Annotated in this window: 11 protein-coding genes; 5 read left to right on the top strand and 6 right to left on the bottom strand. The window is 64.5% G+C overall.

All coding sequences use genetic code 11. From position 1 onward, the window contains the following. The first annotated feature begins 47 nt into the window (after positions 1 to 47). Positions 48 to 1,583 carry a DUF3300 domain-containing protein gene (locus BGK68_RS21800; protein WP_233149378.1) on the top strand — a complete coding sequence of 512 codons (1,536 nt, stop codon included), beginning with the start codon at positions 48 to 50 and terminating at the stop codon, positions 1,581 to 1,583. Positions 1,584 to 1,837: 254 nt separating this feature from the next. Continuing rightward, positions 1,838 to 3,526, top strand: coding sequence for a peptide chain release factor 3 (locus tag BGK68_RS21805; protein WP_075258794.1), 1,689 nt, complete (start codon positions 1,838 to 1,840; stop codon positions 3,524 to 3,526). 228 nt (positions 3,527 to 3,754) lie between these two features. On the opposite strand, the gene ppa is transcribed toward BGK68_RS21805, so the two are convergent. The 5 genes from ppa to hemC all read right to left on the bottom strand — a co-directional run bounded on the left by ppa (position 3,755) and on the right by hemC (position 8,736). Next, positions 3,755 to 4,288, bottom strand: coding sequence for an inorganic diphosphatase (ppa, locus tag BGK68_RS21810; RefSeq protein ID WP_013234882.1), 534 nt, complete (start codon positions 4,286 to 4,288; stop codon positions 3,755 to 3,757). Between the two features lie 240 nt (positions 4,289 to 4,528). Next, on the bottom strand, positions 4,529 to 5,728 hold the full coding sequence (locus BGK68_RS21815) for a heme biosynthesis protein HemY (protein WP_075258795.1): 1,200 nt from the start codon (positions 5,726 to 5,728) through the stop codon (positions 4,529 to 4,531). 20 nt (positions 5,729 to 5,748) lie between these two features. Beyond that, positions 5,749 to 6,954, bottom strand: a complete 1,206-nt coding sequence (locus BGK68_RS21820; protein WP_075258796.1) for a uroporphyrinogen-III C-methyltransferase — start codon at positions 6,952 to 6,954, stop codon at positions 5,749 to 5,751. Positions 6,955 to 6,986: 32 nt separating this feature from the next. Further along, positions 6,987 to 7,796: a uroporphyrinogen-III synthase gene (locus BGK68_RS21825; RefSeq protein ID WP_075258797.1), complete on the bottom strand. Its 810-nt coding sequence runs from the start codon at positions 7,794 to 7,796 to the stop codon at positions 6,987 to 6,989. Beyond that, the gene (hemC, locus tag BGK68_RS21830) at positions 7,780 to 8,736 is read right to left on the bottom strand and encodes a hydroxymethylbilane synthase (protein ID WP_075258798.1); all 957 of its coding nucleotides are present in this window, start codon (positions 8,734 to 8,736) and stop codon (positions 7,780 to 7,782) included. The genes BGK68_RS21825 and hemC overlap by 17 nt, the downstream gene beginning before the upstream one ends. 222 nt (positions 8,737 to 8,958) lie before the next feature. Here hemC and ppc point away from each other — a divergent pair, with 222 nt between their 5' ends. Continuing rightward, positions 8,959 to 11,871, top strand: coding sequence for a phosphoenolpyruvate carboxylase (ppc, locus tag BGK68_RS21835; RefSeq protein WP_075259948.1), 2,913 nt, complete (start codon positions 8,959 to 8,961; stop codon positions 11,869 to 11,871). A 403-nt stretch (positions 11,872 to 12,274) separates the two neighbouring features. Next, a complete protein-coding gene (locus tag BGK68_RS21840; protein ID WP_075258799.1) occupies positions 12,275 to 13,213 on the top strand; it encodes a dienelactone hydrolase family protein in 939 nt (312 codons plus the stop codon). A 97-nt stretch (positions 13,214 to 13,310) separates the two neighbouring features. On the opposite strand, the gene BGK68_RS21845 is transcribed toward BGK68_RS21840, so the two are convergent. Continuing rightward, entirely contained in the window at positions 13,311 to 14,135 is an 825-nt protein-coding gene (locus BGK68_RS21845) for an HDOD domain-containing protein (protein ID WP_075258800.1), read from the bottom strand. Between the two features lie 465 nt (positions 14,136 to 14,600). Here BGK68_RS21845 and argH point away from each other — a divergent pair, with 465 nt between their 5' ends. After that, a complete protein-coding gene (gene argH / locus BGK68_RS21850) occupies positions 14,601 to 15,995 on the top strand; it encodes an argininosuccinate lyase (RefSeq protein WP_075258801.1) in 1,395 nt (464 codons plus the stop codon). Positions 15,996 to 16,268 lie beyond the last annotated feature (273 nt).

The raw sequence follows: 16,268 nt of genomic DNA on the forward strand, positions 1-16,268 counted from the left end.
ATGCTCAAGCTCATCCTTGCCCCGACCGCATCAAGAAGGAGAACGACGTGAACAAGTCAACCCTGGCCTGGGCCGCCTGCCTGGTCTTTTCGCTGGTCTCAGGCATGCCGGCGCAGGCGCAGAGCGCCTATCCCCCTGCCCCGGCCGTCTATACCCAACAGCAGCTGGACCAGATGCTGGCGCCGGTGGCGCTGTATCCCGATTCGCTGCTGGCCCAGGTGCTGATGGCCTCGACCTATCCGCTGGAAGTGGTGCAGGCGCAGCGCTTCATCGAAGCTCGCCCGGGCTTGCAGGGCGACGGCCTGGCGCGGGCGGTGGCGCCCATGCCCTGGGACCCTAGCGTGAAGGCGCTGGTGCAGTTTCCCTCGGTGCTGGCGATGATGAATGATCGCCTGGATTGGATGCAGCAGCTGGGCCAGGCTTTCCTGGGCCAGCAGCCGGCGGTGATGGATACGGTGCAGAACCTGCGCGAACGCGCTCGCATCGCCGGTACGCTCGAATCCAGTCCGCAGCAACGGGTGGTGCTGCAGGATGACTTCATCGAGATCGTGCCGGTCAATCCGCAGGTGGTCTATGTGCCCTACTACAATCCGGTCGTGGTCTACGGCGACTGGTGGTGGCCCTCGGCGCCGCCGGTGGTGTGGGCGCCGCCGCCGCGTTATCGCCCGCCCAGCTACAACCCCGGCTTCTCGGCCAGCATCAGCTTCAGCACCGGTATCGGCGTGATGAGCGCGGTCTTTGGCGAGGCCCGCCCGGATTGGCGTGAGCGCCAGGTGATGGTGACCCAGACCCGCATCACCAACGTCAACAACATCAATAACAATGTGGTCAACAACCGCATCGTCAACAACAACGTCACCATCAACCGTAACGTGACCGTCAACCAGCGACCGGTGGTATGGCATCACGAGGGGCGTTATGGCGCTGGGCGCGCAGTCCCGCCGCCGCCCGCATTGGCGGCACAGGCGGCGCCCCGCCCATCACCCCAGGGGCAGCCGCAGACCGCGGCAGGCATTCCTTCCTGGCGTGACCACGGCCCGCAGCCGGGCCAGGCGCGACCCTTGCCGGTGGCCGACAACCCGCAGCAGCGCATCGCCCAGCAGGACCAGATGCGCCAGCGCCAGGCTGTCGAGCAACAGCGCCAGCGCGAGCAACAGGCCAATGACCAGCAACGCCAGCGCGAACAGATGGTGCGCGAGCAGCAACGCCAGCACGAGCAACAGGCCCAGGACCAGCGCCAGCAGCAACAGGCGCAGGAACGCCAGTGGCAACAACGGCAACAACAGATGCAGATGCAGCAGCAACACCAGCAGCAGATGCAACAACAGCAATTGCAGCAACAGCAACGTGAACAGCAGATGCGCCAGCAGCATCAGCAACAGACAGCAGATGCGCCAGCAGCATCAGCAACAGGAACAGCAGCGGGAACAGCAACGCCAGCAGCAGATGATGAACCAGCAGCGCGAGCAGCAACAGCGCCAGATGGAACAGGCCCGCCAGCAGCAGGAGCAAGTGCGACGGGAACAGCAGGCGCGCCAGCAAGCGCCGCGCGACCCGCACCCGCGCCGGGAGGAGCGGCGTGATGACAGACGCGACGAGCGCTCCTGAACGCTGCTGAACGTGCAAGAGCACGCTCGGACGGGCATTGCATGGAGGCAAACATGCAGAGGAGCGGCCCGCTTCAGTTATAATCTCGGGTTTTCCAGAGCTTTTGGAACATGCATGCAGCGCCCGTCCCTGGGCGCGCAGGCAAGGCCTTGCGGGGCTGGATCGTCCAGCCCTTCGCCCAGCCCTTTGGCGGCCGCGTTCCCCCGACCTCCGACCCGACCGATCCGCCATGCAAGAACCCAGCAACGAACTCCCTGATGTCGCCAGCAGCGCTGCCGACGACGCCTCCGACGCCGCCAGCGGCAGCCGCAAGGTCTCGACCGACCTGATCGCGCGTGAAGTCAAGCGCCGCCGCACCTTCGGCATCATCTCCCACCCTGACGCGGGCAAAACCACGCTGACTGAAAAGCTGCTGCTGTTCTCGGGCGCGATCCAGCTGGCCGGCACGGTGAAGGCGCGCAAGAGCGGCCGTCACGCGACCTCGGACTGGATGGAAATCGAAAAGCAGCGCGGCATCTCGGTGGCCAGCTCGGTGATGCAGTTCGAGTACCGCGACCACGTGGTCAACCTGCTCGACACCCCGGGCCACCAGGACTTCTCCGAAGACACCTATCGCGTGTTGACCGCCGTGGATTCGGCGCTGATGGTGATCGACGCCGCCAAGGGCGTGGAAGAGCAGACCATCAAGCTGTTGAACGTGTGCCGGATGCGCAATACGCCCATTATCACCTTCATGAACAAGCTGGACCGCGAAACCCGCGATTCGCTGGAGCTGTTGGATGAGCTGGAGTCGGTGCTGAAGATCCAGTGCGCACCGGTGACCTGGCCGATCGGCATGGGCAAGAATTTCCGTGGCGTGTATCACCTGCTGCGCGACGAGATCATGCTGTTCAAGGCGGGTGAAGAACGCGCCAATGGCAACGTGGAGATCATCAAGGGCATCGACAATCCCAAGCTGGCCGAGATGTTCCCGCTGGAAATCGAACAGCTGAAGATGGAAGTGGAGCTTGTGCATGGCGCCTCGCATCCCTTCAACCTGGACGACTTCCTGGCCGGCATCCAGACGCCGGTCTTCTTTGGCTCGGCCATCAACAACTTCGGCGTGCGCGAGATCCTGGATGCGCTGCTGGACTGGGCGCCGGGCCCGGGTGGACGCGATGCCACGGTGCGCGAGGTCAAGCCGACCGAAGAGCCGTTCTCCGGTTTCGTCTTCAAGATCCAGGCCAACATGGACCCGGCCCACCGCGACCGCATCGCCTTCCTGCGCGTGTGCTCAGGCCGCTTCGAGCGCGGCATGAAGTTGAAGCACCTGCGCCTGAACCGCGATATCAAGGTGTCCTCGGTGGTGACCTTCATGGCTTCCAGCCGCGAACAGGTGGAAGAAGCCTATGCCGGCGACATCATCGGCCTGCCCAACCACGGCAACATGCAGATCGGCGACAGCTTCTCCGAAGGCGAGATGCTGCAATTCACCGGCATCCCCTACTTTGCACCGGACTTCTTCCGCGTGGCGCGCATCCGCAATCCGCTCAAGATCAAGCAATTGCACAAGGGCCTGCAGCAGCTGGGCGAAGAAGGCGCGGTGCAGGTCTTCAAGCCCGTCACCGGCAGCGACCTGATCCTGGGCGCGGTGGGCGTGCTGCAGTTCGAAGTGGTGGCCAGCCGTCTATTGAATGAATATGGCGTGGACGCGGTCTTCGAAGGCACCAGCATCAGCAGCGCGCGCTGGATCAGCTGCGACGACAAGAAGAAGCTGGCCGACTTCGAGAAGTCCTCGGCCGGCGCCAACCTGGCCATCGATGCCGCTGGCAACATGGCCTACCTGGCCAGCTCGGGCGTAAACCTGCGCCTGACCCAGGAGCGCTGGCCGGAAATCACCTTCCACGCTACGCGTGAGCACGCGGCCAAGCTGGATTAAGACAAGCTTGCGCCCTGCTCCTCACCGTTCGGACTGAGTAGACGCGCTGCGTCGTATCGAAGACGCGGCTACGGCGGGACATCCGCTGACGGAGCGCCTTCGATACGGCCCATTCGGGCCTACTCAGTCCGAACGGGCGGAGTTTGTAATCGCCGGATCAAAAAAAATCGCCCGACAGGTTTGCGCCTGTCGAGCGATTTGTTTCAGCTATGCAGAGGTAGCCCGAAATTACTTGGCGTTCTTGTACGCTTCCACGCCCGCCAGGATTTCGGCGCGGGCGGCGTCCGGGCCTTCCCAGCCTTCGACCTTGACCCACTTGCCCTTTTCCAGGTCCTTGTAGTGCTCGAAGAAGTGCTTGATCTGGTTCAGGCGCAGTTCGTTGAGGTCTTCCGGCTTTTGCCAGTGGGTGTAGATCGGCAGGATCTTGTCGACCGGCACGGCCAGCAGCTTGGCGTCGATACCGGATTCATCGGCCATCTTGAGCACGCCGATCGGACGGCAACGCACCACCACGCCCGGGATCAGCGGGAACGGGGTGATCACCAGCACGTCGACCGGGTCGCCATCCTGCGACAGGGTCTGGGGGATGTAGCCGTAGTTGCACGGATAGTGCATGGCGGTGCCCATGAAACGGTCGACGAAGATGGCGCCGGTGTCCTTGTCCACTTCATACTTGATCGGATCGGCGTTCATCGGGATCTCGATGATCACGTTGAAGTCATTGGGCAGGTCGCGGCCAGCGGGGACGTTGTTCAGGCTCATGGGATTCTCACTAGGGAAAGAAACGGAAAGCGGTTTTTCGGACCGGCAACTCAACAGTGGGCCGGATCGCGGAAAGCCGCAATTATAGCGGCAATCTGGCGGTAATCGGCGCTTGCCGGGCATCTTGGCGGGTGCAACTTACGCCAACATGACAGCGCCTCAACGCGGCGCCAGGCCGGCAAAAAAAAAGCGGAAGGGCTTGCGCCGCTTCCGCCTTGGTCATTTCAGCTGCCCACAAGTTCAACGGATGGCTGTGGCAAGCGCGCATTGCTTGTAGTGGGCGGAGGCCTGGTCGGGCTGGTCCAGTGCTTCGTGCAGCTGGGCCAGGGCCAGGTGCGATTCGCGCACGGTGCGCGGCTCGATGGCGTCCGACAAGGCTTGCTCCAGGTGGCGCTGGGCCTTGCCCCACAGCTTCTGGCGCAGGCAGAACATGCCCAGGGTCAGCGCCAGCTCGGCGTCGGTAGGATTCCTGGACAGCCAGGACTCGCAATGCTCGATCTGCGAGAGCAGCGCCGGCGAGCCGGCTTCGGCGGTCGATTCGCGGTAGGCGCGCAGGAGGCGGACATCCCAGTCAGCGGCCAGCCCGCGTTCCAGCAAGCTGCGCGCCTCGTCGTGCAAGCCACGGCTGGAGAAGGCCTGGGCTGCGCGCACGGCGATGTAGGGCTTGAGCTTGTCGGCACTGGGCACGGCGTTCCACAACAGGCGGATGGACTCGGCGTCATGCGAGGGGTCCGACAGCAAGGCGTCGTAGGACATCTCACGCAAGCGGTTCGACAGGGCCGGATGCAGGGCGTTGCGCTTGTCCAGGGTCTGCACCAGGCGCAGCACTTCGGGCCAGTTCTTGGCTTGCTGGTTGGCCTTCAGGGCCCATTGCAACGCCTGGATGTGGCGGGTGCCGTTGGCGTTCAACTCTTCCACCGTTTCCAGCGCCTGCTTGAAGTGGTGCTCGTCCACCTGCAGTTCCAGGGCGGTCATCAGGCGTGCGGCCTTGAGGGTGGGATCGACTTCGGTGCTGGCCAGCCAGATGTCACGACGCTCGCCCTGACGCATGCGATGCGCAGCGCGCGCGCCGATCAGGGCGGCGATGCCGGCATTGTCGGGCAGGTCCGACGCCCGCGTGGCGGACTTCTCGGCCTGGCCGAAACGACCTTCGAAGTAGGCCTTCAGGGCGTCACGCAGGGCCTTGTTGCTTTCGTTCTCGCGCTTGGCGCGGCGATAGGCGATCACGCGGCCAGGCAGCTTCTGGGTCAGGCGGATGGCGCGGATGACCACGTAGATCACCAGGAATACCGCCAGCACGGCGAAGATGAAGAAGTTCAGCGACAGGTCGATGCGGTACGGCGGATAGAACAGCACCACATTGCCGGGATTGAAACGCGCCAGCACGGCCAGGCCGATAGCGGACGCGAAGAGGGTCAGTAGCCAGAGCAGTATTTTCATATCAGGTTCCCGTCAGCGGCTCAGTGGCGGGCCTTGTAGTTACGCACGGCGTTGAGGCTCTCGGCCAGGGTCGGCAACTGGATGGCCAGATTGCTGCCCTGCACCTGCTTCAACAGCGCCTGGGTCGTCTGCACCTGCTTGGCGCGGGTGTCGAAATACTTGGCGATGGTGTCCTGGGCCGAGGCGAGGTCGTTGCGGAAGGCGAACTCATTGCGTGAGAGCAGCGCCAGGCGCGCATTCAACAGGCGCAGCTTGAGGTTTTCACGCACGAAGTAGGCCTGGCCCGGCGAGAGCAGGATGGCGTCGGGCGTCTGCACTTCGCGGATGCGCACCAGCTGACGCAATTCGGCCCACATCTCGGTGCTCATGCTCTGCCAGGTCTCGCGCGCACCGGCCAGCCATTGCGACCAGGCCGAGGCCGGGACCTCAGCCGGGACGTCGGCGGCCGCCTTGCTCTTGGCCGGGGCGGCGCTGGCCTTGCCGGCTGCGGCCGGGCTCACGCGCTGCGGCTTGGGTTCGCTGGCGGACTCCACCGGCTTTTCATCGACCAGCAGGGGCATGTTGTCGATCTGGCCGATGGCGCTGTCCAGGCGTACGGCGATGCCGGGGATGTCGACCGTGGGCAGTGCCTTGAGGCGGTCGATATCGCGCGCCAGGGCGCGGCGGATGGCGATGAACTGCGGCTTGTCCGAGCGCGACAGGCTCTTGTCGGCGTTTTGCAGGGCGATCAGCGCGCCCTGCACGTTGCCGGCCAGTTCCAGCTGCTGGTCCGCCGTGGAGAGCACTTCCTCGATCTCGGAGAGGGCCCAGTCGTCGCGGTTCTTGTTCAGGTCCTGGTACATCTGTTCCAGAGCCAGCTGCTGGCTCTGGGATTCGGCCTGCTTGCTGTCGAGCACGCTGACCCGCGATTGCAGTTCCTTGGTGCTTTCCTGCACGGTCTTCAGCACGCCCTTCAATTCATTGTTGCTGTTGTCGCCGCTCTGCAGGCGCTGCGCCACTTCGCTGCGCAGGTCGCGCAGTTCGGTGTGGGAAACCCACCACTGTGCGCCCAGGCCGGCGATGACCAGCAGCAGCAGGACGGTCTGGGCGCGCTGGCGACGGCGCAGCGCAGCCGTGCCGTCCGGCGCGGTGAAGGTGTAGGAGGCCTGCGAGGCGGCCGCGCCAGCGTTCTGGCTGGCTTGCGGCTGGGGCTCCGGCAATTGGGGGGTGGATTGCTGTTCGGTCATGGGCAGGATTGTAACGCGACAAATTAAACGGCCTATACGGCAGCGGGGGCGGCAAGTGCGGCAAGCAAGCGCTCATCGCCCGAACCGGTCAGGACCACCCGCTCGAAGCCCTGCTCCCGAGCGGTCTCGGCGATCCTGTGATGCGAGACGAACATGCGCTGCCGTTGCAGTTTTACCACACGTTCCTCACCCCCGGCTAGTCTTGTCAAGTGAACCAAATTGCGCAAGGCCTCGGAACTGGTGATGACCCAGTCGGCCCCGCCATCAAGCAAATCCAGCAAGAGCGGGCCATTCTGGGCGTCCAGCCGGGGTGCGGTGCGGCGATAGGCGGTGAGGTACTCGACCGAGACACCCTGTTGTTGCAATGCTTCACTGAGGAAGTCGCGGCCCGTCTGCCCGCGCACGATAAGGGCGCGCTGCCCGCGCAGTTGCGCCAGCGGCAGCGACTTGATCAATTCCTCCGAATCCATCTTGTCGGCCCGCTGCGGACCATAGATGGTAGCGCAAGCGACATCCACGCCATGGGCGCGCAGGGCCAGCCGGCTGCCCTCGCCGACGATGCCGATGGCGACCTGGGCCGGCCAGGGACGACCGGCGGGTAACTGCGCAAAGGCCGCATCGATGGCATTGGGACTGACGAAGACCACCAGCGCGAACTCTTCCAGCCTAGCCAGCATGGCCCGCAGCGTCGCTACATCCTCAACGGCGCTGATCTCCAGCAGCGGAAACACCACCGCCGGACGCCCCAGCGCCTGGACGCTGGCGGCAAAGGCATGCGCCTGTTGCCGGGGCCGGGTCACGACCACCGGCAGCGCGGCGCCGGACTCAGGCAGAGGCGGCATCGGCCTGGGCCTTGCAAGCGGCCAGGATGTCATCGGCGCCACGCGCCTTGAGCAATTCGGCGACCTGCGCACCCAGCGCCTCGGGGGCGCTGGCCGGCCCTTCGGCTTCGGCGGCGGCGGCATGCAGGCCGTCGGGGGTGGCGATCATGGCGCGCAGGTGCAGGCGCTGGCCATCCAAGGTGGCGTAGGCGGCCAGCGGGATCTGGCAGCTCGCGCCAAAGATGCGCGAGACCGAACGTTCGGCCGCCGAGACCACGGCAGCGGGCTCGTCGTGCAGCGGGGCCAGCAGGCGCTTGATGTCCTCGCGGCCCTCGGGGATCTCGATGGCCAGCGTTCCCTGGCCGGGCGAAGGCAGGCTCTGCGCGGGATCGAGGAAGGAGCGGATGCGCGCCTTGAGGCCAAGACGGTTCAGGCCAGCCACGGCCAGGATGATGGCGGCGTAATCGCCACGGTCCAGCTTGGCCAGGCGGGTGTCGAGATTGCCGCGCAGGGGCTTGACCACCAGTTCCGGATAGCGTGCTGCGATCATGGCCTGGCGGCGCAGGCTGCTGGTGCCGACCACGGCGCCGTCAGGCAGCTCGTCCAGCGCGGCGTAGTCGTTGGAGACGAAGGCGTCGCGCGGGTCTTCGCGCTCCAGGATGGCGGCCAGCTCGAAGCCTTCGGGCAGGTCCATGGGCATGTCCTTGAGGCAGTGCACGGCCAGGTCGGCGCGGCCTTCGGCCATGGCCACTTCCAGTTCCTTCACGAACAGCCCCTTGCCGCCGACCTTGGACAAGGCGCGGTCAAGAATCTGGTCGCCCCGGGTGGTGGTGCCGAGGATACTGATGCTGCACTGCGGATATAATGCCGCCAGACGGTCCCGCACGTACTCGGCCTGCCACATGGCGAGGCGGCTTTCACGCGAGACGATGACGATGTTGGAAGGAGGAAATTCTTTCAAGACGGGCTTTCCGATTCAGTCGTGGCACCCGCGGCAGAGGAGACAAGGAAAGCAGGAGACCGGCGAATCCAGACTGTAAGCTGATTAAAAAACGCGATTAAAAACAAAGTTCAGAGGCGACACGCAACCCATAAAAACGAGGCAAATTCTAGCACGCACACCCACGGCAATCCGATCCACAAGCACGACTTTCTCTCTCGAAAACCGCAGCAACCGTTGATCATGGCGACTACAAATCCAACTAAACGCAGTGCCCGTTCGGCTCCATCCACCTCCCGTTCCGCCGGCGCCAACCCCGCCGCAACCAGTATTACCCCCAGCAAACCCGCCCGCGGCGCCGACAAGGATGCGCCGTTGAAGGAAGACATTCGCCTGCTCGGCCGCCTGCTCGGCGAAGTGCTGCGCGAACAGGAAGGCGATGCGGTCTTCGAGGTCGTGGAGACGATCCGCCAGACCGCCGTGCGCTTTCGCCGCGAATCCGACGCCAAGGCCGGCGCCGAGCTGGACAAGCTGTTGAAGAAGCTGACCCGCGACCAGACCAATTCGGTGGTGCGCGCCTTCTCCTACTTCTCGCACCTGGCCAACATCGCCGAAGACCAGCACCACAACCGCCGCCGCCGCGCCCACCTGCTGGCCGGTTCCGAGGCCCAGCCGGGCAGCGTGGCCTATGCGCTCTCGCGTCTGGACGACGCTGGCGTCTCGGGTGCGCAGGTGCGCAATTTCCTCAAGGAAGCGCTGGTGTCGCCGGTACTCACGGCCCACCCGACCGAGGTGCAGCGCAAGTCCATCCTGGACGCCGAGCGCGAGATCGCCCGCCTGGTGGCCGAACGCGACCTGCCGCTGACGCCCCGCGAGCTGCGCCACAACACCGAACTCTTGCGCGCGCGCATCGCCACGCTGTGGCAGACCCGCATGCTGCGCTATACCAAGCTGACCGTGGCCGACGAGATCGAGAACGCCCTCTCCTACTACCGCACCACCTTCCTGCGCGAGCTGCCGGCGCTGTATGAGGACATCGAAGCCGAGATCGACAGCCAGTTCCCCGCACGCGGCAAGACCCGTCCCACCGAGCTGCCGCCCTACGTGCAGATGGGCAGCTGGATCGGCGGCGACCGCGACGGCAATCCCAATGTCAATGCCGGCACCATGCAGCATGCCTTGCAGCGCCAGTCCACGGTGGTGTTCGACTACTACCTGGAAGAAGTGCATACGCTGGGGGCAGAGCTGTCCATCTCGACCCTGATGGTCGATGCCAGCCCCGAATTGCTGGCCCTGGCGGCGACCTCTCCGGATCATTCCGAGCACCGTGCCGACGAACCCTACCGGCGCGCCCTCATCGGTATCTATGCGCGCCTGGCGGCTACCGCCCGCGCGTTGGGCGCGATCAACATCCTGCGCCAGGAAGTGGGCGCCGCTGCACCCTACGAGACACCCGAGCAATGCGTGGCCGAACTGGACGTGCTGGTCAGTTCGCTGCAGGCGCATCACGGCGCCGCACTGGTCAAGCCGCGCCTGGCGGGCTTGAAGCGTGCCGTCGAGATCTTCGGCTTCCACCTGGCTACGCTGGACATGCGCCAGAGTTCGGACATCCACGAGCGTGTGCTGGCCGATCTGTTTGCCAAGGCCCAGGTCGAGGCCGACTATGCCGCCCTGAACGAGGAGCGCAAGATCGCCTTGCTGCTGGGCGAGCTGTCGCGCCCGCGCCTGCTGCATTCGCCCTACCTGGAATATTCCGAGCAGACCGATTCCGAGCTCTCCATCCTGCGCGCGGCGCGCGAGATCCGCCGCCGCTACGGCGAGCGCGCCATCCGCAACTACATCATCTCGCACACCGAAACCCTATCGGACCTGCTGGAAGTACTGCTGCTGCAGAAGGAAACCGGCCTGCTGCACATCGAAGGCAACCAGTTGCGCGAGCTGGAGCTGATGGTTATTCCCCTGTTCGAGACCATCCCCGACCTGCGCTGCGCCGCCGAGATCATGCGCGGCTGGCTGACCCTGCCGCAGGTCAAGGGTCTCATCGCCAAGCATGGCAAGCTGCAGGAAGTCATGCTGGGTTATTCGGACTCCAACAAGGATGGCGGTTTCCTGACCTCCAACTGGGAGCTGTACAAGGCCGAGAACCAGCTGGTGGAACTGTTCAACGAAGCCGGCGTGAAGCTGCGCCTCTTCCACGGTCGCGGCGGCACCGTCGGCCGTGGCGGCGGCCCCAGCTACCAGGCCATCCTGGCGCAGCCACCGGGCACCGTCAACGGCCAGATCCGCCTGACCGAACAGGGCGAGATCATCGCCTCCAAGTTCGCCAATCCGGAAATCGGCCGCCGCAACCTGGAACTGCTGGTGGCCGCCACGCTGGAGGCCAGCCTCATGCCCACCAATGCCGACGACAAGGAAGCCCGCAAACTGGCCGAGTTCGAACGGGTCATGGAAGAGTTGTCCGAACGCGCCTATCGCGCCTATCGCAACCTGGTCTATGAGACCCCGGGCTTCACCGACTACTTCTTTGCCGCCACCCCGATTGCCGAAATCGCGCAACTGAACATCGGTTCGCGCCCCGCCTCGCGCAAGGCCACCCAGCGCATCGAAGACCTGCGCGCCATTCCCTGGGGCTTCTCCTGGGGCCAGTGCCGCCTGCTCTTCCCCGGCTGGTATGGCTTTGGCAGCGCCGTCTCAGGCTGGCTGGAAGACGCCGGCAATGCCAAGGAAGCAGCGCGCCGCCTGGCCACGCTGCGCGCCATGTGCAAGGAATGGCCATTCTTCGCGGCACTGCTGTCGAACATGGACATGGTGCTCTCCAAGACCGACCTGGCCGTGGCCTCGCGCTACGCCGGACTGGTGGCCGACCGCAAGCTGCGCACCACCATCTTCGGGCGCATCACCGAGGAGCACGAACGCACCAGCACCATGCTTTCCACCATCACCGGCAGCAAGGAGCGGCTGGCCGCCAATCCGCTGCTGGCGCGCTCGATCAAGAACCGCTTTGCCTATCTCGATCCGCTGAACCACCTGCAGGTCGAGCTGATCAAGCGCCACCGCACCACGGTGGCTGCCAAGCGCACGCCGGAAGAACGCGTGCAGCGCGGCATTCACCTGACCATCAATGGCGTGGCCGCTGGCTTGCGCAACACTGGCTAGACCACCGCAACACCCCCACGAAGAGCCGCCCGGGATGACAGGGCGGCTCTTTTTCCTTGCGCACGGGAATCGGAACAGCGCACACCGAAAGATGAAACGCAGCGTCTCAAGATCGGCGTTGGCATGCCGATAACCTATGGCTGGAATGGCATTTGACTGCCCGACAACTGTGTTGCGAACGGCGGACAGTCATCTCCATTCCTGTGCCAAATCAACATTTTGCACTGCAGAAAAAACTATTGCCGAGCTCGCTTGTCTCAACGGTTTTGTAGAATAGAATCTGAATAGATCTTGTGCACGTAGCCGTCGCACCCGGTGAAGGGAATTGCCTGGCATTTCCTTTCCCGGCGCGTGGGGACAACAGATGCGACGGCACGGCTTATATACGGGGAAACGACATATCATGCGTATCTGGGGAACACCTCTGGCCACATTTTGCGCTGCGGCATTCATGCTCGCGGCCAGCGCGCTGACACACGCCGCGCCCAACTCCGCACCGCCTGCGCCGCTGGAAGCGCGCCGCGTCGCACTGACCAGCGTGGATGGAAACGGCGGCAAGGCCACGTCGCTCTATGGCGTGTGGATCAAGGCGCGCAAATCCCTCAACAGCAAAGGCCCCTATCCCACCGTGATCGCCCTGCATGGCTGCGGCGGTCTCTACAGCATCGTCAAGGATGGCCGGGGCGAATTCACTCCGCGCCACCTGGCCATGGCCCGGGTGCTCACCGATGCCGGCTACAACGTGCTGTTCCCTGACAGCTTCACCCCGCGCGGGCGCCGCTCGACCTGTCAGGACACCGTGGCCCAGCGCGAGATCAGCGCCATGAACCGTCGCTTCGATGTGCAGGCCGCCATGCGCTGGGTCACCACCCAGCCCGATGTGGACGTCAAGCGCGTCGCCCTGCTGGGCTGGTCGCATGGCGCCTCCACGGTGCTGGCCTCGCTGAACCTGGCCGAGACCGACGTGGCGGTACGCAAGATCCAGCCGCGCGCCGCCGTGGCCTTCTATCCGGACTGCCGGCCCTACGCCAAGCCCAGCGAGCCCTTCAAGCCGGCCGCGCCGCTGCTGATCCTCATGGGCGAGAACGATGACTGGACCCCGCCGCAGGCGTGCGAGGCGATCGAGCAAAAGATGCAGGGCAGCGATACCGAACTGGCCCTGCGCCTCTACCCCGACACCTACCACGACTTCGATGCGCCGGGCCTGCCGGTCCACGTGCGCATGGATGTGGCCGGCGTGGGCAAGCGCGGCGAAGGCGTCACCAGCGGCGGCAACCCGGACGCGCGCACCCAGGCCTACCGCTCCATGCTCAACTTCCTGGATGCCAAGCTCAATTACTGAGACTGAGTAGCGACGACGCCCGTAGACGCTTGCCACCATGAAAAATGCCGCCCGGGTTCAACCGGGCGGCATTTTTTGGGGCATGGGCGAGAGCGGATCAGGCGATCAGCTCCTGCATTCCCTCGCCCAGTTCCGCCAGCGGCGGCATCTCCTGGGTGAAGGTCTCCAGGCGCGCTCCCAGCCGCTCGGCGACCTCGGCGGGGAAGGTGGCAGCCAGTTCTTCATCCGAATACTGGTTCTCATGCGCACGGGCGCGCCAGGCGGCCAGATGGACGATGGCGGCGAAGGGATCGAACTCTCCCTGCAGCGGCTGCGGGAAGGCCTCGATGACCTTCGCGAACTCGTCCGGGAAGCGCCAGCGCCGCGCCAGTTCAGCGCCCACGTCGGCAAAGTCGTAGCCAAAGGACTTGCGCTCCACGTCCAGGCGGCGCGCATCCAGGGGACCCGCCACCTTGTCCACCTGCAGCGCCTGTTCGGGCATGCCGGCATGCATCACCAGTTGGCCGATGGCATGCATCAGCCCCACCGTGAAGGCAAAATCGGAATTGAGCTTGCCCCGCTTGGCCAGCCACTTGGCGACCAGGGCCGTATCCAGGCTATAGCGCCAGAACAGCTTCAGATCCACACCGGGCAGCTTCTTGAAGCTGCCCGCCATGCCAGTGCTCACCACCAGCGTGCGCACGGTCATGAAGCCCAGCATCAGCACGGCATCATCGACGGTGCCGATGGTGCGCGAGACATGGTAATAGGATGAGTTGGCCAGGCGCAGGATCTTGGCGCTCAGGACCTGGTCGGCGGCCAGTTTTTTGGCGATCTCTTCGATCGAGACCGATTCATTGTTGAAGCTCTCGATGACTTCCTGCACCACCTTCGGAATGCTAGGCAAAGCGGTTTGCTGCTGAAACAGTGCTTCCAGATTCATGCTTCTCTCCTTTAAGACGACCCCCACACATCGACTTCATTGAGCACTTACTGGACCACCCCCGTGGCATCTGCGACCGGATGACGCCACCCCTCGGTGTTCACATCGGCATCGTTCCCGGTTGCTCCATGGCGGTAGCCCCGGCTTTTCCGGCGACCGCGAGGTCGCCCGAATCAGTCATCGCGCTTCGAGTATAGCGGCAGGTTTTGTCAGCAGTACAAGTTATTTTGCGCCGCAGGAAGACTTGCGCAAAAACAACAAGCAAAAACAATGCCACCAGGAAACAACTGCCTCGTCAGAGCGGTTTTCACAGCCACAGCCATGGGCTGGGAAGCGAGAAAAATAACGTGCAGCAACCCGCACCGGGAATGCGAAAAATCCGCGTGCCGCAGCATTTCCGGCTGCATGGCCGTGGCTTGGCGCAGTTGTGCTTGCTATAATCGCGCATTCTCCGGAATTCCCTATATGACAGACCAATTTGCTAAAAAGGGCGAAGCCTGGTCGGCTCGCTTTTCTGAACCCGTCTCCGATCTCGTCAAGCGCTATACCGCATCGGTGTTCTTCGACAACCGCATGGCCCAGGTCGACATCCAGGGCTCGCTGGCGCACGCCGAGATGCTGGCGCACCAGGGCATCATCAGCGCCGCCGACTACGCCGAGATCCAGCGTGGCATGGCCCAGATCAAGGGTGAAATCGAAGCCGGCCAGTTCGAATGGCTGCTGGACCTGGAAGACGTCCACCTCAACATCGAGAAGCGCCTGACCGAGCTGGTCGGCGACGCCGGCAAGCGCCTGCACACCGGCCGTTCGCGCAACGACCAGGTGGCCACCGACATCCGCCTCTACATGCGCGGTGCGGTGGACGACATCATCGGCCTGCTGCGCGAGTTGCGCCTGGCCCTGCTGGACCTGGCCGAACAGCACGCCGACACCATCCTGCCGGGCTTCACCCACATGCAGGTGGCGCAACCGATCACCTTCGGCCACCACGTGCTGGCCTATGTCGAGATGTTCGGCCGCGATGCCGAACGCATGATCGACGCCCGCAAGCGCATCAACCGTCTGCCCCTGGGCGCGGCCGCCCTGGCCGGCACCACCTTCCCGATCGACCGCCTGCGCGTGGCCAAGACCCTGGGCTTCGACGACGTGTGCCGCAACTCGCTGGACGCCGTCTCGGACCGTGACTTCGCCATCGAATTCTGCGCCGCTGCTGCACTGGTGATGACGCACATCTCGCGCATGTCCGAAGAGCTGGTGATCTGGATGAGCCCGCGCGTGGGCTTCATCGACATCGCCGACCGCTTCTGCACCGGCTCGTCCATCATGCCGCAGAAGAAGAACCCGGACGTGCCCGAACTGGCGCGTGGCAAGACCGGCCGCGTCAACGGCCACCTGATCGCCCTGCTGACCCTGATGAAGGGCCAGCCCCTGGCCTACAACAAGGACAACCAGGAAGACAAGGAACCGCTGTTCGACACCGTCGACACGCTCACCGATACCCTGCGCATCTTCGCCGACATGGCGCGCGGCATCAGCGTCAAGCCGGAAGCCATGCGTGCCGCCGCCCTGCAGGGCTACGCCACGGCGACCGACCTGGCCGACTACCTGGTCAAGAAGGGCCTGCCCTTCCGCGACGCCCACGAAGCCGTGGCGCACGCCGTGCGGACCTGCGTGGACAAGGGCTGCGACCTGGCCGACCTGTCGCTGGCCGACCTGCGCGCCTTCTCCGAGCTGATCGGTGAAGACGTGTTTGCCGTGTTGACGCTCGAAGGCTCAGTGGCCGCACGTGACCACATCGGCGGCACCGCACCCAACCAGGTGCGTGCAGCCATTGCGCAACTGCGCAAGGAACTGAACTAAACCGCTGAAGCGAACGCGTGTCCCATCCAACACCCGTTCGGACTGAGTAGCGGCGCAGCCGCGTATCGAAGGCGCGCAGTCCGTGCGTCTTCGATACGGCCCAAAGGGCCTACTCAGTCCGAACGGGACCAGATGGTTTAGGCGGCGGCATCAAAGAAGAGCACCACCCTCGTCCGCTGGCCGGACGACATTCGCATGCCGCTGTGGCGCACCCTACCCGGGCGCGTTGCAGCGGGTTGTAATTGCTGGCGCAGCCTGCCTTTTCGGGTATGC

It is taken from the genome of Herbaspirillum camelliae (assembly GCF_001929405.1).
GTDB lineage: Bacteria > Pseudomonadota > Gammaproteobacteria > Burkholderiales > Burkholderiaceae_D > Herbaspirillum > Herbaspirillum seropedicae.

Bases quoted from the DNA above. Each gene is read 5' to 3' on its own strand.
- BGK68_RS21805 (WP_075258794.1), top strand. From the start codon at position 1,838: ATGCAAGAACCCAGCAACGAACTCCCTGATGTCGCCAGCAGCGCTGCC.
- ppa (WP_013234882.1), bottom strand. From the start codon at position 4,288: ATGAGCCTGAACAACGTCCCCGCTGGCCGCGACCTGCCCAATGACTTC.
- BGK68_RS21815 (WP_075258795.1), bottom strand. From the start codon at position 5,728: ATGAAAATACTGCTCTGGCTACTGACCCTCTTCGCGTCCGCTATCGGC.
- BGK68_RS21820 (WP_075258796.1), bottom strand. From the start codon at position 6,954: ATGACCGAACAGCAATCCACCCCCCAATTGCCGGAGCCCCAGCCGCAA.
- BGK68_RS21825 (WP_075258797.1), bottom strand. From the start codon at position 7,796: ATGCCGCCTCTGCCTGAGTCCGGCGCCGCGCTGCCGGTGGTCGTGACC.
- ppc (WP_075259948.1), top strand. From the start codon at position 8,959: ATGGCGACTACAAATCCAACTAAACGCAGTGCCCGTTCGGCTCCATCC.
- BGK68_RS21840 (WP_075258799.1), top strand. From the start codon at position 12,275: ATGCGTATCTGGGGAACACCTCTGGCCACATTTTGCGCTGCGGCATTC.
- BGK68_RS21845 (WP_075258800.1), bottom strand. From the start codon at position 14,135: ATGAATCTGGAAGCACTGTTTCAGCAGCAAACCGCTTTGCCTAGCATT.
- argH (WP_075258801.1), top strand. From the start codon at position 14,601: ATGACAGACCAATTTGCTAAAAAGGGCGAAGCCTGGTCGGCTCGCTTT.